The sequence below is a fragment of the Pantoea sp. PGP6 genome, from assembly GCF_053474785.1.
Genome location: NZ_JBQBMA010000001.1, coordinates 335,805 through 358,483 on the forward strand (window position 1 = coordinate 335,805; position 22,679 = coordinate 358,483).

The 22,679-nt window shown below is 56.0% G+C and carries 22 protein-coding genes; 17 read left to right on the forward strand and 5 right to left on the reverse strand.

Annotated features, from left to right (window positions below; genetic code table 11):
- Window positions 1-81: 81 nt before the first annotated feature.
- The 9 genes from livH (at window position 82) to ugpQ (ending at window position 9,307) form a co-directional block, all read left to right on the forward strand.
- Window positions 82-1,008, forward strand: coding sequence for a high-affinity branched-chain amino acid ABC transporter permease LivH (gene livH, locus ACLIBF_RS01545; protein WP_009087789.1), 927 nt, complete (start codon window positions 82-84; stop codon window positions 1,006-1,008).
- Window positions 1,005-2,276 carry a high-affinity branched-chain amino acid ABC transporter permease LivM gene (locus tag ACLIBF_RS01550; RefSeq protein WP_031376711.1) on the forward strand — a complete coding sequence of 424 codons (1,272 nt, stop codon included), beginning with the start codon at window positions 1,005-1,007 and terminating at the stop codon, window positions 2,274-2,276. Before livH ends, ACLIBF_RS01550 begins: the two co-directional genes overlap by 4 nt.
- Complete coding sequence (gene livG / locus ACLIBF_RS01555) at window positions 2,273-3,040, forward strand: high-affinity branched-chain amino acid ABC transporter ATP-binding protein LivG (protein WP_448309192.1); 768 nt, start codon at window positions 2,273-2,275, stop codon at window positions 3,038-3,040. The genes ACLIBF_RS01550 and livG overlap by 4 nt, the downstream gene beginning before the upstream one ends.
- 1 nt (window position 3,041) lies before the next feature.
- Window positions 3,042-3,755 carry a high-affinity branched-chain amino acid ABC transporter ATP-binding protein LivF gene (livF, locus tag ACLIBF_RS01560; RefSeq protein ID WP_031376713.1) on the forward strand — a complete coding sequence of 238 codons (714 nt, stop codon included), beginning with the start codon at window positions 3,042-3,044 and terminating at the stop codon, window positions 3,753-3,755.
- Window positions 3,756-4,388: 633 nt separating this feature from the next.
- Window positions 4,389-5,705, forward strand: coding sequence for a sn-glycerol-3-phosphate ABC transporter substrate-binding protein UgpB (gene ugpB, locus ACLIBF_RS01565; protein ID WP_069729104.1), 1,317 nt, complete (start codon window positions 4,389-4,391; stop codon window positions 5,703-5,705).
- A 57-nt stretch (window positions 5,706-5,762) separates the two neighbouring features.
- Entirely contained in the window at window positions 5,763-6,650 is an 888-nt protein-coding gene (ugpA, locus tag ACLIBF_RS01570) for a sn-glycerol-3-phosphate ABC transporter permease UgpA (protein ID WP_046289367.1), read from the forward strand.
- Window positions 6,647-7,492 carry a sn-glycerol-3-phosphate ABC transporter permease UgpE gene (gene ugpE, locus ACLIBF_RS01575; protein ID WP_089561859.1) on the forward strand — a complete coding sequence of 282 codons (846 nt, stop codon included), beginning with the start codon at window positions 6,647-6,649 and terminating at the stop codon, window positions 7,490-7,492. Before ugpA ends, ugpE begins: the two co-directional genes overlap by 4 nt.
- A gap of 1 nt (window position 7,493) precedes the next feature.
- Window positions 7,494-8,567, forward strand: coding sequence for a sn-glycerol-3-phosphate import ATP-binding protein UgpC (locus tag ACLIBF_RS01580; protein WP_279809618.1), 1,074 nt, complete (start codon window positions 7,494-7,496; stop codon window positions 8,565-8,567).
- Window positions 8,564-9,307, forward strand: coding sequence for a glycerophosphodiester phosphodiesterase (gene ugpQ, locus ACLIBF_RS01585; RefSeq protein WP_031375618.1), 744 nt, complete (start codon window positions 8,564-8,566; stop codon window positions 9,305-9,307). Before ACLIBF_RS01580 ends, ugpQ begins: the two co-directional genes overlap by 4 nt.
- On the opposite strand, the gene ACLIBF_RS01590 is transcribed toward ugpQ, so the two are convergent.
- Window positions 9,304-9,585 (reverse strand): DUF2756 domain-containing protein, encoded by a 282-nt coding sequence (locus tag ACLIBF_RS01590; RefSeq protein WP_031375619.1) that lies wholly within the window; start codon window positions 9,583-9,585, stop codon window positions 9,304-9,306. The genes ugpQ and ACLIBF_RS01590 overlap by 4 nt on opposite strands.
- Window positions 9,586-9,791: 206 nt before the next feature.
- Between ACLIBF_RS01590 and ggt the strand changes: the two genes are divergently transcribed.
- Window positions 9,792-11,543 (forward strand): gamma-glutamyltransferase, encoded by a 1,752-nt coding sequence (gene ggt, locus ACLIBF_RS01595; RefSeq protein ID WP_279809619.1) that lies wholly within the window; start codon window positions 9,792-9,794, stop codon window positions 11,541-11,543.
- A gap of 412 nt (window positions 11,544-11,955) precedes the next feature.
- Here ggt and ACLIBF_RS01600 read toward each other — a convergent pair whose 3' ends face one another.
- Complete coding sequence (locus tag ACLIBF_RS01600) at window positions 11,956-12,450, reverse strand: GNAT family N-acetyltransferase (protein ID WP_089561856.1); 495 nt, start codon at window positions 12,448-12,450, stop codon at window positions 11,956-11,958.
- A gap of 673 nt (window positions 12,451-13,123) precedes the next feature.
- On the opposite strand from ACLIBF_RS01600, the gene ACLIBF_RS01605 reads away from it, so the two are divergent.
- Entirely contained in the window at window positions 13,124-13,567 is a 444-nt protein-coding gene (locus ACLIBF_RS01605) for a helix-turn-helix domain-containing protein (protein WP_069729109.1), read from the forward strand.
- Between the two features lie 80 nt (window positions 13,568-13,647).
- Here the strand turns inward: ACLIBF_RS01605 and ACLIBF_RS01610 are convergent, their stop codons facing one another.
- Both ACLIBF_RS01610 and ACLIBF_RS01615 read right to left on the reverse strand, forming a co-directional pair.
- Window positions 13,648-15,015, reverse strand: a complete 1,368-nt coding sequence (locus tag ACLIBF_RS01610) for an L-serine ammonia-lyase (RefSeq protein WP_031375623.1) — start codon at window positions 15,013-15,015, stop codon at window positions 13,648-13,650.
- 60 nt (window positions 15,016-15,075) lie between these two features.
- Window positions 15,076-16,359, reverse strand: coding sequence for an HAAAP family serine/threonine permease (locus ACLIBF_RS01615; protein WP_448309196.1), 1,284 nt, complete (start codon window positions 16,357-16,359; stop codon window positions 15,076-15,078).
- Between the two features lie 491 nt (window positions 16,360-16,850).
- Between ACLIBF_RS01615 and ACLIBF_RS01620 the strand changes: the two genes are divergently transcribed.
- The 4 genes from ACLIBF_RS01620 (at window position 16,851) to gntU (ending at window position 20,664) form a co-directional block, all read left to right on the forward strand.
- Complete coding sequence (locus ACLIBF_RS01620; RefSeq protein WP_031375625.1) at window positions 16,851-17,546, forward strand: pirin family protein; 696 nt, start codon at window positions 16,851-16,853, stop codon at window positions 17,544-17,546.
- Window positions 17,547-17,648: 102 nt separating this feature from the next.
- Window positions 17,649-18,644 carry a gluconate operon transcriptional repressor GntR gene (gene gntR / locus ACLIBF_RS01625; RefSeq protein ID WP_159224111.1) on the forward strand — a complete coding sequence of 332 codons (996 nt, stop codon included), beginning with the start codon at window positions 17,649-17,651 and terminating at the stop codon, window positions 18,642-18,644.
- A gap of 140 nt (window positions 18,645-18,784) precedes the next feature.
- A complete protein-coding gene (gene gntK, locus ACLIBF_RS01630; protein WP_031375627.1) occupies window positions 18,785-19,321 on the forward strand; it encodes a gluconokinase in 537 nt (178 codons plus the stop codon).
- A 2-nt stretch (window positions 19,322-19,323) separates the two neighbouring features.
- The gene (gntU, locus tag ACLIBF_RS01635) at window positions 19,324-20,664 is read left to right on the forward strand and encodes a gluconate transporter (protein ID WP_069729847.1); all 1,341 of its coding nucleotides are present in this window, start codon (window positions 19,324-19,326) and stop codon (window positions 20,662-20,664) included.
- A 57-nt stretch (window positions 20,665-20,721) separates the two neighbouring features.
- Here the strand turns inward: gntU and ACLIBF_RS01640 are convergent, their stop codons facing one another.
- Window positions 20,722-21,273 carry a YhgN family NAAT transporter gene (locus ACLIBF_RS01640; RefSeq protein ID WP_236566404.1) on the reverse strand — a complete coding sequence of 184 codons (552 nt, stop codon included), beginning with the start codon at window positions 21,271-21,273 and terminating at the stop codon, window positions 20,722-20,724.
- On the opposite strand from ACLIBF_RS01640, the gene ACLIBF_RS01645 reads away from it, so the two are divergent.
- A complete protein-coding gene (locus ACLIBF_RS01645; RefSeq protein ID WP_236566415.1) occupies window positions 21,164-21,499 on the forward strand; it encodes a hypothetical protein in 336 nt (111 codons plus the stop codon). The two genes, ACLIBF_RS01640 and ACLIBF_RS01645, sit on opposite strands and share 110 nt — an antisense overlap.
- Window positions 21,500-21,534: 35 nt before the next feature.
- Window positions 21,535-22,644, forward strand: a complete 1,110-nt coding sequence (asd, locus tag ACLIBF_RS01650; protein ID WP_031375630.1) for an aspartate-semialdehyde dehydrogenase — start codon at window positions 21,535-21,537, stop codon at window positions 22,642-22,644.
- The last annotated feature ends 35 nt before the right edge of the window (window positions 22,645-22,679 follow it).

Here is a 22,679-nt window from a genome sequence, read left to right on the forward strand (position 1 = left end):
TGCAACACTAACGCCTGGTCTGTGCTGCCAGGCGTTTTTTGTACTCCGTTCGGTCACGAGCGGATAAGTAAGGGTTAAGGTATGTCCGAGCAGTTCCTCTATTTTATCCAGCAGATGTTCAACGGTGTTACCCTCGGCAGCACCTATGCGCTGATCGCCATCGGTTACACCATGGTTTACGGCATCATCGGCATGATTAACTTCGCCCACGGCGAGGTTTACATGATCGGTAGCTACGTCTCCTTTATCGTGATTGCCGCCCTGATGATGATGGGCATCGACACCACCTGGCTGATGATTGCCGCCGGGTTTGTGATGGCGGTGATTATCTCCAGCGCCTACGGCTGGAGCATTGAACGCGTCGCTTACCGGCCGGTGCGCTCCTCCAAGCGTCTGATTGCGCTGATTTCCGCCATCGGGATGTCGATATTCCTGCAAAACTACGTCAGCCTGACCCAGGGATCGCGCGACCTGGCGCTGCCGAGCCTGATTACCGGTCAGTGGACCGTCGGCGAGAGCAACGGCTTTGCCGCCACCATCTCCACCATGCAAATTGTGATCTGGGTGGTGACGTTCCTGGCGATGCTGGCGCTGACCACCTTTATTCGCTATTCGCGTATGGGCCGCGCCTGTCGCGCCTGTGCCGAAGATCTGAAAATGGCCAGTCTGCTGGGTATCAATACCGATCGCGTCATCTCACTGACCTTTGTTATCGGTGCCGCCATGGCGGCGGTCGCGGGCGTGCTGCTGGGCCAGTTTTATGGATCGATCAACCCGTTCATCGGCTTTATGGCCGGCATGAAGGCGTTCACCGCCGCAGTGCTGGGCGGAATTGGCAGTATTCCGGGCGCGATGATTGGTGGCCTGGTGCTGGGAATCGCCGAAGCGCTGACCTCCGCCTATCTGAGCACCGAGTATAAAGATGTCGTCTCCTTTGCCTTACTGATTGTGGTACTGCTGGTGATGCCGACCGGGATTCTGGGCCGTCCGGAGGTGGAAAAAGTATGAAGTCTTCCTTGCTCAACGCCCTGATTTCGTCGCTGATGTTATTGCTGCTCGCCAGCTTCTTTATGGGTCTGCGCCTGAATCTGGACGGCACTAACCTGGTGGTGCAAAACGCCGGCAGCGTGCGCTGGAACTGGATTGCCGTCGCCTGTGTGGTGGTATTTCTGTTCCAGCTGCTGCGGCCGGTCTGGCAGAGCGGCCTGAAGAAAATCTCGGGTCCGGCGCTGGTGCTGCCAGGCATTGATGGCTCAACGCCGAAGCAAAAACTGGTGATGGCGGTAATGATCGTGGCGGCCCTCGCCTGGCCCTTCCTGGTGTCGCGCGGCACGGTCGATATTGCCACCATGACGCTGATCTACGTGATGCTCGGTCTCGGACTGAACGTGGTGGTCGGCCTGTCGGGCTTACTGGTTTTAGGTTACGGCGGCTTCTATGCCATCGGCGCTTACACCTTCGCTTTGCTGAACCACTATTACGGGCTTGGCTTCTGGCAGTGCCTGCCGCTCTCGGGCATGGTGGCCGCGCTGTTTGGTCTGCTGCTGGGCTTCCCGGTCTTGCGGTTGCGCGGCGACTATCTGGCGATTGTGACGCTGGGCTTTGGTGAGATCGTGCGTATTCTGCTGCTCAACAATACCGCTCTGACCGGTGGCCCGAACGGCATCAGCCAGATCCCGAAACCGACCTTCTTTGGTCTGGAATTTGGCCGTACACCGCGTGAAGGCGGCTGGGATACCTTTCACCACTTCTTTGGCCTGAAATACGATCCCAGTGACCGGATTATCTTCCTCTATCTGGTGGCATTGCTGCTGGTGGTGCTGACGCTGTTTGTGATTAACCGTCTGTTGCGCATGCCGCTGGGCCGCGCCTGGGAAGCGCTACGTGAGGATGAGATCGCCTGCCGTTCGCTTGGCCTCAGCCCGACCCGAATTAAACTGACTGCCTTCACCATCAGCGCCGCCTTCGCCGGCTTTGCCGGCAGCCTGTTCGCCGCGCGTCAGGGCTTTGTCAGCCCGGAATCCTTTACCTTTGTCGAATCGGCTTTTGTGCTGGCGATTGTGGTACTCGGCGGCATGGGCTCGCAGTTTGCGGTGATACTGGCCGCCATTCTGCTGGTGGTCTCTCGCGAGCTGATGCGTGATCTCAATGAGTACAGCATGCTGGTGCTGGGAGGCTTAATGGTGCTGATGATGATCTGGCGTCCGCAGGGACTGTTGCCGATGAAGCGTCCGCATCTGAAGCTCAGACAAGGTAAACAAGGAGAACAGGCATGAGTCAGCCTTTATTAGCCGTTGAAGGTTTGATGATGCGCTTCGGCGGCCTGTTAGCGGTTAACAACGTGGCGCTGGCGCTGCATCCGCAGGAAATCGTCTCGCTAATCGGGCCGAACGGTGCCGGTAAAACCACGGTGTTTAACTGCCTGACCGGCTTCTACAAGCCGACCGGTGGCAGCATTAAACTGCGTGAGCAGCATCTGGAAGGATTACCCGGCCAGAAGATTGCGCGGATGGGGATTGTGCGGACCTTCCAGCACGTGCGTCTGTTTCGTGAAATGACGGTGATTGAAAATCTGCTGGTGGCGCAACATCAACATCTGAAGAGCGGGCTGTTTGCCGGTCTGCTCAAAACACCGGCGTTTCGTCGCAGTGAAAGCGAGGCGCTCGATCGCGCAGCCAACTGGCTGGAGCGGGTCGGCTTGCTGGATCTGGCTAACCGTCAGGCCGGTAATCTGGCTTATGGTCAGCAGCGGCGTCTGGAGATTGCGCGCTGCATGGTGACGCGTCCGGAAATCCTGATGCTGGATGAACCGTCGGCCGGTCTTAACCCCAAAGAGACGCACCAACTGGATGAGCTGATTGCCGAACTGCGCGGTGAACACAAGGTTTCAGTGCTGCTGATTGAACATGATATGAAGCTGGTGATGGGCATTTCTGATCGCATTTACGTGGTCAATCAGGGAACGCCGTTGGCTAACGGCACGCCGGAAGAAATTCGCAATAATCCGGACGTGATCCGTGCCTATTTAGGAGAGGCGTAAGATGGCAAATGCGATGTTAACCATTGAGAACGTGAGCGCCCACTACGGCAAAATCCAGGCGTTGCATAACGTCAGCCTTTACATCAATCAGGGCGAAATCGTCACGCTGATTGGGGCCAACGGTGCCGGAAAAACCACGCTGCTGGGGACGCTGTGTGGCGAACCGCGTGCCACCCACGGCACCATCACCTTTGACGGTAAAACCATTACTGACTGGCAAACGGCGCGCATCATGCGTGAAGCTATCGCCATCGTACCGGAAGGCCGGCGGGTGTTTTCGCGTATGACGGTGGAAGAGAATCTGGCAATGGGCGGCTTTTTTGCCAGCCGTCCGCAATATCTGGAGCGGATCAAGCGCGTTTATCAACTGTTCCCGCGGCTGGAGGAGCGCAAAATCCAGCGTGCCGGCACCATGTCAGGTGGTGAGCAGCAGATGCTGGCGATTGGCCGTGCGCTGATGAGCCAGCCCCGCCTGCTGCTGCTGGATGAACCGTCGCTGGGTCTGGCACCGATTATTATTCAGCAGATCTTCGACACCATCGAACAGCTGCGCAGCGAGGGGATGACCATCTTCCTGGTGGAGCAGAACGCCAACCAGGCGCTGAAGCTGGCGGATCGTGGCTACGTGCTGGAAAACGGCCATGTGGTGCTGGAGGATAGTGGGGCAGCGCTGCTTTCCAATGAAGCCGTCCGAAGCGCGTACCTGGGTGCCTGATGGGGCACGGCCTGGCTTACTGGTCAGGTTGTGGTTGGGCAGTGCTCGCAATCCTCACGTATGAATATACGCTCCGGTTACTGCGCGCTTTGGTGCATCGGCCTGGCTTACTGGTCAGGTTGTGGTTGGGCAGTGCTCGCAATCCTCACGTATGTATATACGCTCCGGTTACTGCGCGCTGTCCGCCCACAACCTGCCTGCGCCGCCGACGGCCTTCGATATAAATGCTCGCTGCGCCGCCGACGTCCTTCGATATAAATGCTCGCTGCGCCGCCGACGGCCTTCGATATAAATGCCCGCTTCGCCGCCGACGGCCTTCGACATGGGTGCGTGATGTGCCGCCCACGGCCATCAAAATGGGTGCGTAATCGCGCGGGCCGGGCATGTCATGGATTGGCTTTAGCGTCTTTCCGATCTGACCGTGTTCTCTGTGCAGGGCTCAGCCTTACAGCAACCAGGCCAGACGTTGTCAAAAATCTCAGCCCGGCCGGTAGCCGCTCCGCCTTTTTCACGCTTAAGCCTGTCATCTGGCTGTCATCCGCCCGTTATTAATCCGTCATTTTCCCGTGTCATGTTACTTCGCGAACCACAAATGCGTGATTTCACGCGTATTTACCTGCACAGGAAAATTCTATGTCCGTCGTTACCTATCGTCGTAGCCTGATCGGCGTGCTGCTTGGCCTGACGCTCAGTGGCCAGGCGCTGGCCGCCACTGAGATCCCGTTCTGGCACTCTATGGAAGGCGAGTTAGGCAAAGAAGTTGACTCGCTGGCGCAACGCTTTAACCAGGCCCATCCCGATTACAAAATTGTTCCGACCTACAAAGGTAACTACGAGCAGAGCCTGGCGGCAGGTATCGCGGCAGTGCGCACCGGCAAAGCACCCGCCGTGTTGCAGGTGTATGAAGTCGGTACTGCCACCATGATGGCGTCGCAGGCGATTGTGCCGGTGCATCAGGTGTTTAAAGATGCCGGTATTCCGTTTGATGAAAAACAGTTTGTGCCGACGGTGGCGGGCTACTACAGCGACAGCAACGGTCAGCTGATCTCTCAGCCGTTCAACAGCTCGACGCCGGTGCTCTACTACAACAAAGACGCGTTCAAAAAAGCGGGTCTTAACCCGGACCAGCCCCCCAAAACCTGGCAGGAACTGGCGAAAGATGCGGCGGCGCTGCGTAAATCGGGCATGAGCTGTGGTTACGCCAGCGGCTGGCAGGGCTGGATTCAGATCGAAAACTTCAGTGCCTGGCATGCCCTGCCGGTAGCGACTAAAAACAACGGTTTTGACGGACGCGATGCGGTCCTGGAGTTCAATAAGCCGGTGCAGGTTCGTCATATCCAGATGCTGGAAGAGATGAATAAAAAGGGCGACTTCACCTACTTTGGCCGCAAAGATGAATCCACCGCCAAGTTCTATAACGGCGATTGCGGTATCACCACCGCCTCATCCGGCTCGCTGGCGGATATTCGTCATTACGCCAAATTTAACTTCGGCGTCGGCATGATGCCGTATGACGACAGGGTTCCTGAGGCACCACAAAACGCCATCATCGGCGGGGCCAGCCTGTGGGTGATGAAGGGCAAAGACGCGGCCACCTACAAAGGCGTGGCTGAGTTTATGCAGTTCCTTGCCCAGCCGGAAATCGCCGCTGAATGGCATCAGAAAACGGGCTATCTGCCAATCACCACGGCTGCCTATGAGCTGAGCAAACAGCAGGGCTTCTACGATAAAAATCCGGGTGCTGATATCGCGACCCGTCAGATGCTGAACAAGCCGCCGTTACCGTTCACCAAAGGGATGCGTCTCGGCAACATGCCACAGATTCGTACCGTGGTGGATGAAGAGCTGGAAAGCGTCTGGACCGGTAAACAGTCGCCGCAGGGCGCACTGGATAATGCGGTGAAACGCGGCAATGAACTGCTGCGTCGTTTCCAGCAGCAGGTGAAGTAATCCGCTGTATCGGGCCAGCACCGGCTGGCCCTTTCTCTTTCTGAATCAGAGTGCGCCATGTCTTCATCTCGTCCGGTATTTCGCACCAGCCTGTTGCCCTATCTTTTGGTGCTGCCGCAACTGGTGATCACCGCCATCTTCTTTCTCTGGCCGGCTGGCGAAGCCTTGTGGTATTCGCTGCAAAGCCTCGATCCTTTTGGTCTCTCCAGCACCTTCGTCGGGCTGGATAACTTTAAACGGCTGTTTGCCGATCCTTACTATCTGGATTCATTCTGGACCACCATCAAATTCAGCGGTCTGGTCACGGTGTGCGGCATGGTGTTATCGCTGCTACTGGCGGCGCTGGTGGATTACGTGGTGCGGCTGCGCAAGCTTTACCAGACGCTACTGCTGCTGCCGTATGCCGTCGCGCCGGTCGTGGCAGCGGTGCTGTGGATGTTTCTGTTCAATCCCGGCCTTGGCCTGTTCAGCTACCTGCTGAACCACATCGGCTACAACTGGAACTACGCGCAAAACAGCGGCCAGGCGATGTTCCTGATTGTGCTGGCGTCGATCTGGCAGCAGATGAGCTACAACTTCCTGTTTTTCTTCGCCGCGCTGCAGTCGATCCCCAAATCGCTGGTTGAAGCCGCCGCGATTGACGGTGCCGGACCGGTGCGGCGTTTCTTTAATCTCTCATTACCGCTGATTACGCCGGTCAGCTTCTTCCTGCTGGTGGTGAACCTGATTTATGCCTTCTTCGATACCTTCCCGGTGATCGATGCCGCCACCGGCGGCGGACCGGTGCAGGCCACCACCACGCTGATCTACAAAATCTATCGCGAAGGCTTCACCGGCCTGGATCTCTCCTCATCCGCTGCTCAGTCGGTGGTGCTGATGGTGTTGGTGATCGGTCTGACGGTGATTCAGTTCCGCTTCGTTGAACGTAAGGTGCAATACCAATGATTGAGAATCGACGCGGGCTGGATATCTTCAGCCACATCGTGCTGATACTGGGCGTGCTGACCATCCTGTTCCCGCTCTACGTCGCCTTCGTGGCGGCCACGCTGGATAACGATGCGGTCTATCAGGTGCCGATGACGCTGGTACCCGGCACTCACCTGTGGGAAAACGTCTCGCGCATCTGGACCCACGGTGTGAACGGTAACGGCCCGGCATTCGGCCTGATGCTGCTGAACAGCACCATCATGGCGCTCGGGATCACCGTCGGCAAAATCACCGTCTCAATGCTCTCGGCATTTGCGCTGGTCTGGTTCCGCTTTCCGCTGCGGACGCTGTTCTTCTGGCTGATTTTCATCACCCTGATGCTGCCGGTCGAGGTGCGTATTTTCCCGACGGTGCAGGTGATCGCCGATCTGAATCTGCTCGACAGTTATAGCGGCCTGACCCTGCCGCTGATGGCATCGGCGACCGCCACCTTTTTGTTCCGCCAGTTTTTTATGTCACTGCCGGATGAACTGGTGGAAGCCGCCCGGATTGATGGTGCCAGCGCGATGCGTTTCTTCCGCGATATCGTGCTGCCACTGTCGAAAACCAATCTGGCGGCGCTGTTCGTTATCACCTTTATCTACGGCTGGAATCAGTATCTCTGGCCGCTGCTGATCATCAATGACCCCAGCCTCGGCACGGCGGTGGCGGGGATTAAAAGCATGATCTCCACCAGCGGTTCACCGACCCAGTGGAACGAAGTGATGGCGGCGATGTTATTAACCCTGATCCCACCGGTGGTGGTGGTGTTAGTCATGCAGCGTGCCTTTGTGCGCGGCCTGGTTGAGAGTGAGAAATAAGATGGCAGGCGTAACCCTTCAGGCAGTGACCAAGTCCTACGATGGTAAAAATCAGATCATTCAGCCGCTGAGCGTCACGGTAAATGATGGCGAATTTATGGTGATGGTTGGCCCCTCCGGCTGCGGTAAATCGACGCTGCTGCGGATGGTGGCGGGCCTCGAGCGCGTCAGCTCCGGCGACATCTACATCGACAACAAACGCGTCACGCAGGAAGAGCCAAAAGATCGCGGCATTGCGATGGTGTTCCAGAACTATGCGCTCTATCCCCATATGTCAGTGGAAGAGAACATGGCCTATGGCCTGAAGATCCGCGGCATGGGCAAAGAGCAGATTCGGCTACGGGTGCTGGACGCCGCGCGCAGCCTTGAGCTGGATCATCTGCTGACCCGCCGGCCGCGTGAGCTCTCTGGCGGGCAGCGTCAGCGCGTTGCCATGGGCCGCGCGATTGTGCGTGAACCGGCGGTCTTTCTGTTCGATGAGCCGCTCTCCAACCTTGATGCGCGCCTGCGGGTGCAGATGCGTCTGGAGCTGCAACAGCTGCATCGGCGTTTGCAGACCACCAGCCTGTATGTCACCCACGATCAGGTTGAAGCGATGACGCTGGCGCAACGGGTAATGGTAATGAACAAAGGCGTGGTCGAACAGCTGGGCACGCCGGTTGAGGTTTACGAGCGTCCCGCCAGTCAGTTCGTCGCCTCGTTTATCGGCGCACCGGCAATGAACCTGCTGAAAGGCGCATTCAACAGTGATGGCAGCCGCTTTAATCTGGACGCGTCGCATGCCCTGCCGCTAAGCGAGAGCAAAGCGAAGTGGGCCAACCGTCCGGTGGTGCTGGGTATCCGGCCGGAACATATCCAGCTCAGCAGCCGTGAACAGGGTGGGGTACCGCTGCGGGTTGATACGCTGGAAATGCTGGGGGCTGACAATCTTGCCCATGGCCGCATCGGTGATACGCCGCTGGTGGTACGCTTAGCCCACAGCGAGCGGCCACAGCCCGGCAGCACGCTGTGGCTGCATCTGCCCGCAGATGCGTTACACTTCTTCGATTCAACCCATGGAAAGCGTCTGGAATGAGCACACAACACTGGCCCTATCCGCACATCGTCGCGCATCGCGGCGGCGGCAAACTGGCACCGGAAAACACCCTGGCGGCAATTGACGTCGGGGCGAAATATGGTCATCAGATGATTGAATTTGATGCCAAATTATCGGGCGACGCGCAGATCTTTCTGCTGCACGACGACACGCTGGACCGCACCAGTAATGGCTGGGGTGTCGCGGGGCAGCTGCCGTGGGAGAAACTGTCGCAACTTGATGCCGGCAGCTGGTTCAGCAAAGCGTTTAACGGCGAGAAGCTGGCACGGCTGGATCAGGTCGCCGATCGCTGCCGTCAGCATCAGATGATGGCGAATATCGAAATAAAACCGACCACCGGCAGCGAGGCGGAAACCGGGCGGGCAGTGGCGCAGGCAGCAGCCAGCTTGTGGCAGGGGCAAACGCCGCCGTTGCTCTCATCCTTCTCGTACGTCGCGCTGGACGCGGCGATGCAGGCTGAACCGCAACTGCCGCGCGGTTTACTGTCGCACAGCTGGGATGACCAGTGGCGCGACAAGACCTCGGCGCTGGCCTGCGTTTCGATCCATCTCAATCACAAAGTGCTGACCGAAGCGCGGGTGGCGGAGCTGAAAGCGGCGGGCCTTAAAATTCTGGCTTATACCGTTAACAGCCCGGAGCGGGCGCGGGAACTGCTGAAATGGGGCGTTGATGCCATCTGTACTGACTGCATCGACATCATCGGCCCCGATTTTAGCTAGTTCTGATTCTGGTTCTGCTGGCCCGGCTGGGTGGTGATCACGCGTTGCTGGGCGCTGTTGCGTTGCTCCTGCATCTTACGCTGCATATCCTGCGTCTGACGCTGCTGGTCCTGACGCAGCTTCAACTGCTGTTGTTGCTGTTGCGCCTGCATCTGGCTCTGCATCCGTTGCTGGCTCGGGTTATAGCCGGGCCGGTTAGGATCGTTGGTACTGTTCAGCGTATTCGCCAGCGTGGCGAAGGGCAGCAGAGCCGCCAAAGCAATAATCCACTTCTTCATCATTCCTCCTTCCTGAAAGCGACAGGTGCTGGATGCTGAACGCCATCGTCCGGCGTCCAGGGTCGCATGCATAAGTTTACGCGATATCACAGACCTTACCTTCAGATGTATTCCTGATTTGACTTAACCCTGACTAATTTGCTGTATTTGTAGCCACTTGCGGAAATGATAAAAAAATGTAAATAACAAATAAGGATGGTGGCGGGATGAAAATGCAGACAACAGTACGCCAGCTCGGCTGGTCGTTGGTGATGAGCTTTACCGTGGTCGCGGGGGCGAATGCGGCCCCGACTCAGGCACCGCCGGTTTCCTACGGCGTCGACAGCGACACCTTCCACCCGGTAAAAGCACAGCACGGCATGGTGGCCTCGGTCGATGCGATGGCAACCCAGGTCGGAGTCGAGATTCTGCGTCAGGGCGGCAACGCCGTTGATGCCGCAGTGGCGGTGGGCTTTGCGCTGGCCGTCACCCATCCACAGGCCGGTAACCTCGGCGGCGGCGGCTTTATGCTGCTGCGCACGGCGTCCGGCCGCACCAGCGCCATCGATTTCCGTGAAATGGCACCGGGCCACGCCTCGCGTGACATGTTCCTCGACAAGCAGGGAAATGCCGACAGTAAGCTGTCGCTCACCTCGCATCTGGCCTCCGGCACACCCGGTACGGTGGCGGGGCTGGCGCTGGCAGCCCATAAATATGGCACGCTGCCGCTGAGTACGCTGCTGGCTCCGGCGATCAAACTGGCGCGCGACGGCATCGTGGTCAATGATGCGCTGGCGGATGACCTGAAAACCTACGGCAAAGAAGTGCTGATTAACCATCCCAACAGTAAAGCGATCTTCTACAAAGCGGACGGCACGCCGTGGCAGAAGGGCGACCGGTTGGTGCAGAAAAACCTCGCCCACAGCCTGCAATTAATTGCCCGTCAGGGACCGGATGCCTTTTATAAAGGCGCTATCGCCGATGAGATTGCGGGCGAGATGGCGCAGCACGGCGGCCTGATCAATAAAGCCGATCTGGCGGCCTACCGCGCGGTTGAACGTAAGCCGATCAGCGGCACCTACCGTGGTTATGAGGTCTTCTCAATGCCACCGCCGTCGTCCGGTGGCATCCACATCGTGCAGATCCTCAATATCCTCGAAAACTTCGATCTGGCGAAGATGGGCTTTGGCAGTGCTGACGCGATGCAGGTAATGGCCGAAGCGGAGAAATATGCCTATGCGGACCGCTCTGAATACCTTGGCGATCCCGATTTCGTTAAGGTGCCGTGGCAGGCGTTAACCAGCAAAGCCTATGCCAGAACCCTGGCGCAGCAGATTGATGTCGCCAAAGCGCGTCCTTCCAGCGAGATCAAACCCGGCAAGCTCGAACCCTACGAAAGTAACCAGACCACCCATTTCTCGGTGGTGGATAAACAGGGCAATGCGGTGGCGGTCACTTACACGCTGAATACTTATTTCGGCAGCGGTATTGTGGCGGGCAACAGCGGCATTCTGATGAATAACGAGATGGACGATTTCTCAGCCAAACCGGGAACGCCAAACGTCTATGGGCTGGTCGGCGGTGAGGCCAATGCGGTGCAGCCGGCGAAACGTCCGCTCTCTTCCATGTCACCGACCATTGTGGCGAAAGGCGGCAAAACCTGGCTGGTCACCGGCAGTCCGGGCGGCAGCCGTATTATCACCACGGTCTTGCAGATGGTGGTGAACAGCATCGATTTCGGGATGAATGTCGCCGAAGCCACCAATGCACCGCGTTTCCACCATCAGTGGCTGCCCGATCAGCTGCGCGTTGAGAAAGGCTTCAGCCCCGATACCCTGCGTCTGCTGGAAACCAAAGGTCAGCATGTGAAAGTGCTGCCAGCGATGGGCAGTACGCAGAGCATTATGATCGGGCCGGATGGGATGTTGTATGGCGCGTCCGATCCGCGCAGCATTGACGATCTCAGTGCCGGTTATTAAGGCGCAAGGTGTAATGCTCGTCAGTTAAGCAGCAGGTGATAACGCAGTCTGGCGCCGCTCAGGGGCTGGCGGTCCTCGCGCCGCTGTGCGGTTCCTTCACTTCATTCGTCTGCCTGACGGACCGCCGGGGATGGCTCATCCTGTGCTGCCCCGCCTTTCGCCCGCGTCCTGCGGGCTCTCCTGGCAGACTCATTCTGTTCAGCGCTGCGGATTGCCTGCCCCTGATCGGCACCCGCCTGCTCTGAAGCTTCAGTGTGTGCTGTTGAAAGGGCATGAGAGTGGTGCTCAGGCCCGCATTCCGGCACGCTCGCCCAGTAAAAAAAGCTGCCACGTTTGACCGTGACAGCCTTTACAAATTTAACCTTAACTGACGAGCATTATACCTCAGGGTGCCCTTTTTTATTCTGAGGCGTCAGGATTTCAGCCGCGCCATATAATACGCGTCGATCAGTTCACCGTGCCGCATTGCGAAGCCCTTAGCCGTTCCCTCGATCTCAAAACCGAAACGACGATAAAGGGCGATGGCCGGCGCATTATCAACAAACACCGTCAGTTCCATCCGCGATACCTGCAGCCAGTTGTCGCACAAGCTGACCATCTCCTGCATCAGGGCACGGCCCACACCGCGCTGGCGGTAACGTTCGTCGACCCCCATGCCCAGCGTGGCGGAGTGACGCCGTCGGGCGCGCTCGGGCACTTCCAGGGCGCATTGCCCGACCACCTCGTCATCCATACAGGCGACCAATAGACGTACGCCTGGCTGGGGAGTGCTGAGCCGGGTTTGCCACATCTGTAGCGACGAGTGGGGCAGATGTAGCGTATTCGCCTGGGTATCGGGCTGACTATAAATCCTGTGCAGTGCAGCCGCATCTTCCGGCATAACGTGGCGAATGGTTATCTCACTCATGGTGCCTCCCCCTGCGAATTAAATGGATAAATCCCTTTTAACATCAAGGGATTCACTCCAATAATCAACAAAAAAATCGGCTAAATCGCTTTACAGACGCGAATGATAATGATTATTATTGCGATGCGTTCTTGGGCAGTCGCCCGACAGCCTGAGAAAGCACGACATTGCTCACATTGCTTCCAGTATTACTTTAGCCAGCCCGGGTGCTGGCTTTTTTTTTTGACTGACACTCACCGATCGGCAGGGATAAGCAGCAGGCACTCTGATCATCGTATCCAGCAGGATGACCCTGCGGTTAATATGCTGTCTGGCCGCCAGCGTAACCGTCTTCCCCTTCGCCATCTCTTCAGCTACAGCCATCATTCAATCAAAAATAAAGCCAGAAGGTTATATTGGGTGGTGTCAGTTGTTAATAAAAAACCTGTGTGGCGGTTTTTTACTGCGTCCTGAAATACCGACACGAAACGGTATTGATGACGCGGGAAAATAAAGCCCGTGCGATGGGTTTATGAATAGCGATTAACATCACATTTTTCCCTACCCGTTGCCGTCGGCTGGTTAATAAATAACTTACCTTGATGCTAATGCTGTTATTTCAAAATTATCTGCTTTATTTAGCGGCTGGTTTACTCAATAATTTATTCTGTATATCCAGTAATGAGGTATTGATATGCGTTTTAATACGCTGTCCGATGGCGCCATTATTTCTGAATTGTGCTGCCGAATTAAAGAAACCCGTATGCAGCTTGGGCTCTCGCAGATTGAGCTTGCTGAACGCGCACGCGTCGGCACGGCCACCATTAAACGGGCAGAGTTGGGTGAATCAGTCACCCTGAGCACCTTAATTGGGATATTGCGTGGTCTTGGTCGATTGCATCAGCTGGAGTCAATTTTGTCCGATTCACACATGCGAACCTTTAACGCGCAGTTTACCGCTGCGCCACCTGCCCGTATTCGTATCCGGAAAAAACAGCGCAGCCAGTCACCGGCGGCGGATACCACTGAAGCTGTTGCTGAGCGTCCTGCCAGCGCAACCATAAATGAGTGGTACACCTCTTCTGAAGTGCGCAGCATGGTCTGGTCCGATCTGGCCACGGAAAGCGAATCAAAATAACCCGACTCAAAGCATAACCTCTGTCAGGTCCGGGTTAATTAAAAAAACCGCCAGCCTCGCCGCCAGCGGTTTTCAGGCCGTTACGATTCACATATCGCAACTTTGATCGCCAGACCGCCGCGGGCTGTTTCACGGTATTTGGCATTCATGTCTTTGCCGGTTTCAAACATGGTTTCAATGATCTTATCCAGCGACACTTTGGGATCGCTGGTGCGGTACATCGCCATACTGGTTGAGTTAATGGCTTTGACGGCAGCAATCGCATTCCGCTCTATACAGGGCACCTGCACCTGTCCCGCAACGGGATCGCAGGTCAGACCAAGATTATGCTCCATGCCAATTTCAGCCGCGATGCAGACTTTCTCCGCATCGGCCCCCAGCAGTTCGGCCAGACCCGCCGCCGCCATCGAACAGGCCACGCCGACTTCTCCCTGACAGCCGACTTCAGCGCCGGAAATTGACGCATTCATCTTATAAAGAATGCCAATTGCGCCTGCCGTCAGGAAATAACGCATATAGAGTTCAGGCGTTACCGGCTTGATGAATCGATCATAATAAGCCAGTACCGCCGGGATAATGCCGCATGCGCCATTGGTGGGGGCGGTGACCACCCGTCCTCCGGCGGCATTTTCTTCACTCACCGCCATAGCGAACATATTCACCCAGTCCATGGCACTCAGGGGATTAATAGACTGGCTCTGTGGTGCCAGAATGCGATGCAGAGAAGAGGCCCGACGCGGCACCTTCAGCGGACCGGGTAATACGCCTTCAGTACTGATGCCACGGGTAATCGCATTACGCATGGTTTGCCACAGTTGTGCCATATTGTCTTCGACTTCACGGCGGCCATAGCGTGCTATCTCGTTCTTCATCATGACGGCCGAAACCGACAGGTTGTTATTATGGCAATGCGCCAGCAGGTTACGGGCGGAGTAGAAGGGGAAGGGAATATCGACTTCGCTATCCAGGTTTTTACCAAAATCGTCTTCGGTGACAATAAAGCCGCCTCCGACAGAATAATAGGTCTGGGCGTGAACGATTTTTCCGTCACAAAAGGCGGTTATGCTCATGCCGTTTTCATGTAACGGCAGAAACTCGCTGTGAAAGCGCATGCACTCTGCCACCGGGAAGGCAATCTCCCGCCGCCCTTCTTCGATACGCAACTGTTGCAGCGTATTCACGTCGCGAATGATCGCTGGGATCTGATCGATATCCACGGTGTCAGGCAGATAGCCACTCAGGCCGAGAATAATCGCAATATCGGTATGATGACCTTTTCCCGTCAGGGAAAGAGAGCCATAAATATCCACCACCAGCCGGCTCACGCGATCCAGCAGGCCCTTTTCTTTTAGCGTATCAACGAAATGTTTACCCGCTTTCATCGGTCCGACCGTATGCGAACTGGATGGCCCGATGCTGATTTTAAAAATATCGAAAACGCTAATCATGATTCACCCATGCGGATTGCAATATGAAAGAGGCGCTGACCGGTACGGCAAGCGACGGCATTAGCTAACTAAAGAGAAAGCGATGGCGGAGATAGCAATCAGGCCAATGATGACGACAAAGAGATTACTCAGATGACCGCTATATTTGCGCATAGCCGGGACTTTATTAATGGCGTACATCGGCATCAGGAACAGGATCATGGCGATAACCGGTCCGCCCAGGGTTTCAATCATGCCAAGAATGCTGGGGTTGAGGGTGGCAACAATCCAGGTGGTAGCCAGCATAAAGAAGGCGGTGATCCGGTTCAGTTTATTAATTTCTATCGACTTGCCTTTGCTGCGAAGCGATTTAATCACCATGCCGTTGAAACCTTCACGCGCGCCCAGATAGTGGCCGAGAAAAGATTTGGTGATGGCGATAATGGCGATAATCGGGGCCATCCAGGCAATTAACGGGGCGTTAAAATGGTTAGCAAGGTAGGAAAGGATGGAAATATTCTGCGCCTTCGCCTCTGCCAGGTTTTCCGGGGAGAGACTCAGAACGCAGCTGAAGACGAAGAACATTACGGTGAGGACCATCATGATATGGGCACAGGCCAAAATGCGTGAACATTTTGATGCCGCCTGATCGCCGTACTCCTGACGCTTGGCTACCGCAAACGATGAAATAATCGGGGAGTGATTGAAGGAGAACACCATCACGGGAATGGCCAGCCACAGCGTGAGCCATAATCCGCCGCCGGTGGTTTCAGAACCACTCATCAAGAGCGTATTCAGAATGGCTCCGTTCCATTGCGGGATCAGATACAGCGCGAGCAGCATCAGTGCGGCCACGAACGGGAACACCAGAATACTCATCGCCTTCACGATAGCCTTTTCGCCGAAGCGCACGATGGCCATCATGCCGACAATCAGAATGAAAGCCAGCACCGCACGCGGCGGCGATATCAGGTGAAGCTGGTGGGTGAGAAAGCTGTCTACGGTGTTGGTAATTGCGACGCTATACACCAGCAGAATAGGATAAATAGCAAAAAAGTAGAGCAGGGTGATGAGTTTTCCCGCGCCGATACCAAAATGTTCCTCCACCACTTCAGTAATGTTTTCTCCCGGATTCTTGCCGGAAAGAACAAAACGGGTGAGCCCACGATGGGCAAAGAACGTCATCGGGAAAGCCAGCAGTGCCATAATGATTAACGGCAGTAAACCACCGGTACCGGCATTGATCGGCAAAAACAAAACGCCAGCACCAATTGCAGTGCCATACAGTCCCAGCATCCAGACGGTATCGCTTTTTCTCCAGCGTGGAGTTTCATCTGATATCAGCGTATTTTGAACGGCATCCATAATTGGGTTCCTAATAATAATCAGAAATAAAATGAATCGGAGGGTATTTAAAGCAACAGGCTTTTTATTTGCTGACTATTTTAGTAGGGTTTATGAGGACAGGTTATTTACGGCGATCACATTATTCATTTTATAAATAAATATTTAAGGTATCAAAAATTATCCCTTATTTAGCGTTATTTTTAAGGTATCATTTTTAATGCCTTAATAAGGTTGTGCGTGCTTTCACATGAGCATAAATATGCCTGAGCCGGTGACGCGACAAAATAAATTAACTGCTGACTATCCCGCGGCTATTATCCGGCAGATTTATCCGATTAACCTGTAAGTCAGGTGTCCCCTTCATCCCTTCATCACATCCGGTTCGTTCGATCTGTTTCAGTGATAAGCCCGCTTTTGTTCAATGATTTTGAACAGAGGCGTGAAGTTTTTCAGCTATCAATCAAAGCGCCCCAGGGAGAGACTATAAAAAACATTGAGGAGATTTGAACATGATTTATGTACGTAAAGCTGAAGAACGCGGTCACGCTAACCACGGCTGGCTCGATAGCTGGCACACCTTTTCCTTCGCCAGCTATCACGACGCTAACTTTATGGGTTACTCCGCGCTGCGGGTGATCAATGAAGATGTGGTGGAAGGCGGCCAGGGTTTTGGTACCCATCCGCATAAAGATATGGAAATTCTGACCTACGTGCTCTCCGGAACAGTTGAGCACCAGGACAGCATGGGCAACAAAGAGCAGATCCCGGCCGGAGAATTCCAGATCATGAGCGCCGGCACCGGTGTGCGTCACTCGGAGTACAACGCCAGTGCCAGCGAGCCGCTGCATCTTTACCAGATCTGGATCATTCCTGAGCGTACCGGCATTGAGCCACGCTACGATCAGCGTCGCTTCCCGGATGTGCAGGGACGTCAGCTGGTGCTGAGTCCGGATGCGCGTGATGGCTCGCTGAAGGTTTATCAGGATATGACCTTATCGCGCTGGGTGCTGGCGGCGGGTGAGCAGGACAACGTCGCAATTGATGCCGGTCGTCGCATCTGGATTCAGGTGGTTAAAGGTGATGTCACCGTTAACGGTCAGGCGGTCACCACCAGCGATGCGCTGGCGATCTGGGATGAAAGCGCACTGACCATTGAGGCCAGCAGCGCCGCCGAAGTACTGCTGTTTGATCTGCCACCGGTCTGATTCGGATACGGGCGCGCAACGTCGCGCCCGGTTGGCAATTTGGTGACAGAAAAGTGATAGACTCATCGTACTTAAGCTATGAGGGCGATCCCAGGCGCTACGATGAAGAAGAAAAGACCGGTATTACAGGACGTTGCCGATCGCGTCGGCATTACTAAAATGACCGTCAGCCGTTACCTGCGCAATCCTGAGCAGGTCTCCATTGCCCTGCGCGATAAGATTGCCGTGGCGCTGGATGAGCTGGGTTATATCCCTAATCGCGCGCCCGACATGCTTTCTAATGCGACCAGCCGCGCCATTGGCGTGCTGCTGCCGTCGCTCACCAACCAGGTTTTCGCCGACGTTCTGCGCGGCATCGAAGCCGTCACCGATGAGGCGGGCTACCAGACGCTGGTGGCTCACTTCGGCTATAACCCCCAAAAAGAAGAGTTACAGCTGCGCTCGCTGCTCGGCTGGAACATTGATGGGGTGATCCTGACCGAACGCACTCACACTCCCGGCACGCTGCGGATGCTGGAGGTGGCCGGCATTCCGGTGATTGAGGTGATGGACAGCGTGACGCCCTGCCTGGATATGGCGGTAGGCTTCGACAACGTGGAAGCGGCACGTCAGATGACCCAGGCTATTCTGCGTAAAGGCCATCGTTATACGGTTTACCTTGGTGCGCGGCTTGATGAACGTACGCTGCAAAAGCAGCGCGGTTATGAAGCGGCGATGCGCGAAGCGGGGCTGACGCCGCGCAGCGTGATGATGGAAGATGCCTCGTCGTTCAGCGCCGGTTGTGATCTGCTGCGAGAAGCGCAACGACTCTATCCTGAAACCGACAGTCTGTTCTGTACCAACGATGACCTGGCGGTCGGCGCGATGTTTGAATGCCAGCGGCAAGGGTTGCAGGTGCCGAGCCAGATGGCGATTGCTGGTTTTCACGGTCACGACATCAGTCAGGTGGTGACGCCGCAACTGGCAACGGTACTGACGCCGCGCGACCGGATGGGACGTGAAGCGGCGGCGCTGCTGCTGGCGCGTATCGCCGGTGACAGCAGCGTGAATCAACCGCTCGATGTCGGTTTTGAAATCAGTGAAGGTGGCAGCATCTGATTCTGGCGATTTTATGAGTCAGCTCACACTTTCGTGCTTTTCCCGGTAAAAAGGTTGCCAGGCTGTTAAGCGGTCAAGACAATGAGAAACGACATTGTTATCGGTAACATTGGCAAATTCATCCCTGCCGGAGCAGAAAAATGACAACGCAATCCCCGTCGCATCACGTTTTTATCCTGATGGGCGTTTCAGGCAGCGGTAAGTCTGCCGTCGCCAACCAGGTTTCGCATCAACTGAATACCGCCTTTCTCGACGGTGATTTTCTCCACCCGCGTGCCAACATCCTGAAAATGGCCGACGGTCATCCGCTGGATGATAACGATCGTCAGCCATGGTTACAGGCGCTGAACGATGCCGCTTTTGCGATGCAACGTACCCAGGCGATTTCAGTGATTGTCTGCTCGGCGCTGAAAAAAAGTTATCGCGATATTCTGCGTCAGGGTAATGACAACCTGCGTTTCGTCTATCTGAAAGGCGACTTCGACACCATCGAAGCCCGTCTCAAAGCGCGTAAAGGTCACTTCTTCAAGCCGCAAATGCTGGTCACTCAGTTTGCGACGCTGGAAGAGCCCGGCAGCGATGAGTCAGATGTACTGGTGGTGGATATCGATCATTCACTCGACGAGGTTGTGGCGGCTACGGTTGCGACTATCAGGGACGCAATCAGCCAGGGTTAGAGATGAATACCGCAACACTTGTTTTGACCGCAGCAGGCTCTGTCCTGCTGCTGCTTTTTCTGGTGATGAAAGCGCGCATGCACGCCTTTGTCGCCCTGATGTTAGTGTCGATTGGTGCCGGTTTGTTCTCCGGCATGCCGCTGAATCAGATCGCCGAAACCATGCAGAAGGGGATGGGCGGTACGCTCGGCTTCCTCGCCATTGTGGTGGCGCTGGGCGCGATGTTCGGCAAAATCCTGCACGAAACCGGTGCCGTCGATCAGATCGCTATCCGGATGCTGAAAACCTTTGGTCAGAGTCGTGCCCACTATGCGATGGGCATTGCCGGCCTGATCTGCGCGCTGCCGCTGTTTTTTGAAGTGGCGGTGGTGCTGCTAATCAGTATCGCTTTTGCCGTGGCGCGGCGTACCGGTGGCAATCTGGTCAAGCTGGTCATCCCGCTGTTTGCCGGGGTCGCCGCCGCTGCCGCCTTCCTGTTGCCTGGCCCGGCGCCGATGCTGCTGGCCTCGCAGATGCACGCTGACTTTGGCTGGATGATCCTGCTTGGCCTGTGCGCGGCGATCCCCGGCATGCTGATTGCCGGTCCGCTGTTCGGCAATTTCATCGGGAATCATGTCTCCTTCAGCGCACCGCCGGAAGATCATCAGCCGGATGTCGATGAGAGTAAGCTGCCGTCGTTTGGCTTCAGCCTGTCATTGATTCTGTTCCCGCTGGTGCTGGTCGGCCTGAAAACTATCGGCGCGCGCTTCACCACCGAAGGCACCCCTTTATATGAGTGGCTGGAGTTCATCGGTCACCCGTTTACCGCCATTCTGCTGGCGTTGCTGGTGGCGATTTATGGTCTGGCCTACCGTCAGGGCATGGACAAAGAGCGGGTGATGCAGGTGTGCGGCAGTGCGCTGCAACCGGCGGGTATTATTCTGCTGGTGATCGGTGCGGGCGGGGTGTTTAAGCAGGTGCTGGTAGATTCCGGCGTCGGCCCGGTGCTGGGTAATGCGCTGACCGGTGCGGGACTGCCGATTGCACTGGCCTGCTTTATCCTGTCGGGCGCAGTGCGGGTGATTCAGGGATCGGCGACGGTCGCCTGTCTGACCACGGTCGGCTTGATTATGCCGGTGATTGAACCGCTGCACTACAGCGGCGCTCAGCTGGCGGCACTGTCGATTTGTATCGGCGGCGGGTCGATTATCATCAGTCACGTCAATGATGCTGGTTTCTGGCTGTTTGGTCGCTTCACCGGGGCCAGCGAAGCAGAGACCCTGAAAACCTGGACTCTGATGGAAACCATTCTCGGCACCGTTGGCGCGGTGGTGGGGATGATCGCCTTTACGTTGTTATCGTAACGGCGTGGCCACTCTGGTTCCGTTCTTCCCTGCTGTGACCGGGAAGAACGGAACTGACTACAGCTTCAGGTAGGCCCGAATCCCATCGAGGAACATCTGGGTCGCCAGCATAATCAGAATCAATCCCATCAGCCGCTCCAGCGCATTCACCCCTTTGTCGCCCAGCAGGCGGAGGAACAGGCCCGACAGCAGCAAAATACCGACCGTTACGCCCCAGGCAATCAACAGTGCGCCCACCAGATGCGTCATCTGTTGTGGGTACTGATGTGACAACAGCATCAGGGTCGCCAGCAGCGACGGTCCGGCGACCAGCGGGATCGCCAGCGGCACCAGGAATGGCTCTTCGCCTGCCGATAAGCCAGTACTGCTGCTCTCCGCCGATGGGAAAATCATCTTGATGGCGATTAAGAACAGGATTACCCCACCGGAAATCGACACCGTCTCGGTACGCAGATTCAGAAAAGCCAGAATGCGCTCACCGGTAAACAAAAACAGCAGCATGATGATTAACGCGATCAGCATTTCGCGTATCAGTACCACTCGCCGCCGTTTCGGTTCCAGATGCTTTAAAACCGACATAAAAATGGGCAAATTGCCCAGTGGGTCCATAATTAACAACAATAATATGGTTGCTGAAATCATTTCAGTCATTCGTTTTGCGCCGTCTCGTGATCTAAAAATGGCTGTTATTAGTTACGCTGCTGAAAAAGTTAGCGTAATCGAATTAATTCACTTGCCAGAAAGCCTGCATTTTGTAGAGTTGGTAGTCACAGGTAAATCTTATTATTACGCAGAGCGACGTGAAATTAACACGTCGTTCTCTCCTCTGAAATGAAAAGCAGGTGTGAAACCGCCTGAGACGGACACGACATGAAGAATGTAGGTTTTGTTGGTTGGCGCGGTATGGTCGGCTCAGTGCTGATGTCCCGCATGAGCGAAGAGCGTGATTTTGATCTCATCAATCCGGTCTTCTTCTCGACGTCGCAGCACGGCCAGGCCGCACCCGCCTTTGGCGGTAAGCAGCAGGGCGTACTGCAGGATGCATTTGATATCGAGGCGCTGCGTGCGCTGGATATCATCATCACCTGCCAGGGCGGCGATTACACCAGCGAGGTCTATCCGAAGCTGCGCGAGAGTGGCTGGCAGGGTTACTGGATCGATGCCGCCTCTACGCTGCGGATGAAAGACGATGCGATCATCATCCTCGATCCGGTTAACCATCAGGTGATCCGTGAAGGTATCGATCGTGGCATCAAGACTTTTGTCGGCGGAAACTGCACCGTCAGCCTGATGCTGATGTCACTCGGCGGGCTGTTTGCGCAGGATCTGGTGGAGTGGGCCTCGGTGGCGACCTATCAGGCGGCTTCAGGCGGCGGTGCGCGCCATATGCGTGAGCTGCTGACCCAGATGGGCATGCTGCACGATCACGTGGCACCTGCGCTGCAGAATCCGGCGTCAGCCATTCTCGACATCGAGCGTAGCGTCACCGATTTCACCCGCTCCGGTACCCTGCCGACCGATAACTTCGGCGTGCCGCTGGCTGGCAGCCTGATCCCGTGGATCGACAAGCAGCTGGATAACGGTCAGAGCCGTGAAGAGTGGAAAGGGCAGGCGGAAACCAACAAGATTCTCGCCACCCGTAATGTGATTCCGGTTGATGGACTGTGTGTACGCGTCGGTGCGCTGCGCTGTCACAGCCAGGCGTTTACCCTGAAGCTGAAACGCGACCTGCCGCTGGCCGAAATCGAGCAGCTGCTGGCTGCGCATAATGAGTGGGTCAAAGTGGTGCCGAACGATCGCGAACGGACAATGCGTGAACTGACGCCAGCGGCGGTGACCGGCACGCTGACCACGCCGGTTGGCCGTCTGCGTAAACTGAATATGGGGCCGGAGTACCTCTCCGCCTTTACCGTCGGTGACCAGTTATTATGGGGTGCGGCTGAACCGCTACGCCGTATGCTGCGGTTGTTAACCAACTAATCGATGAGACTCGCCAAAGGCCGGATTTATCCGGC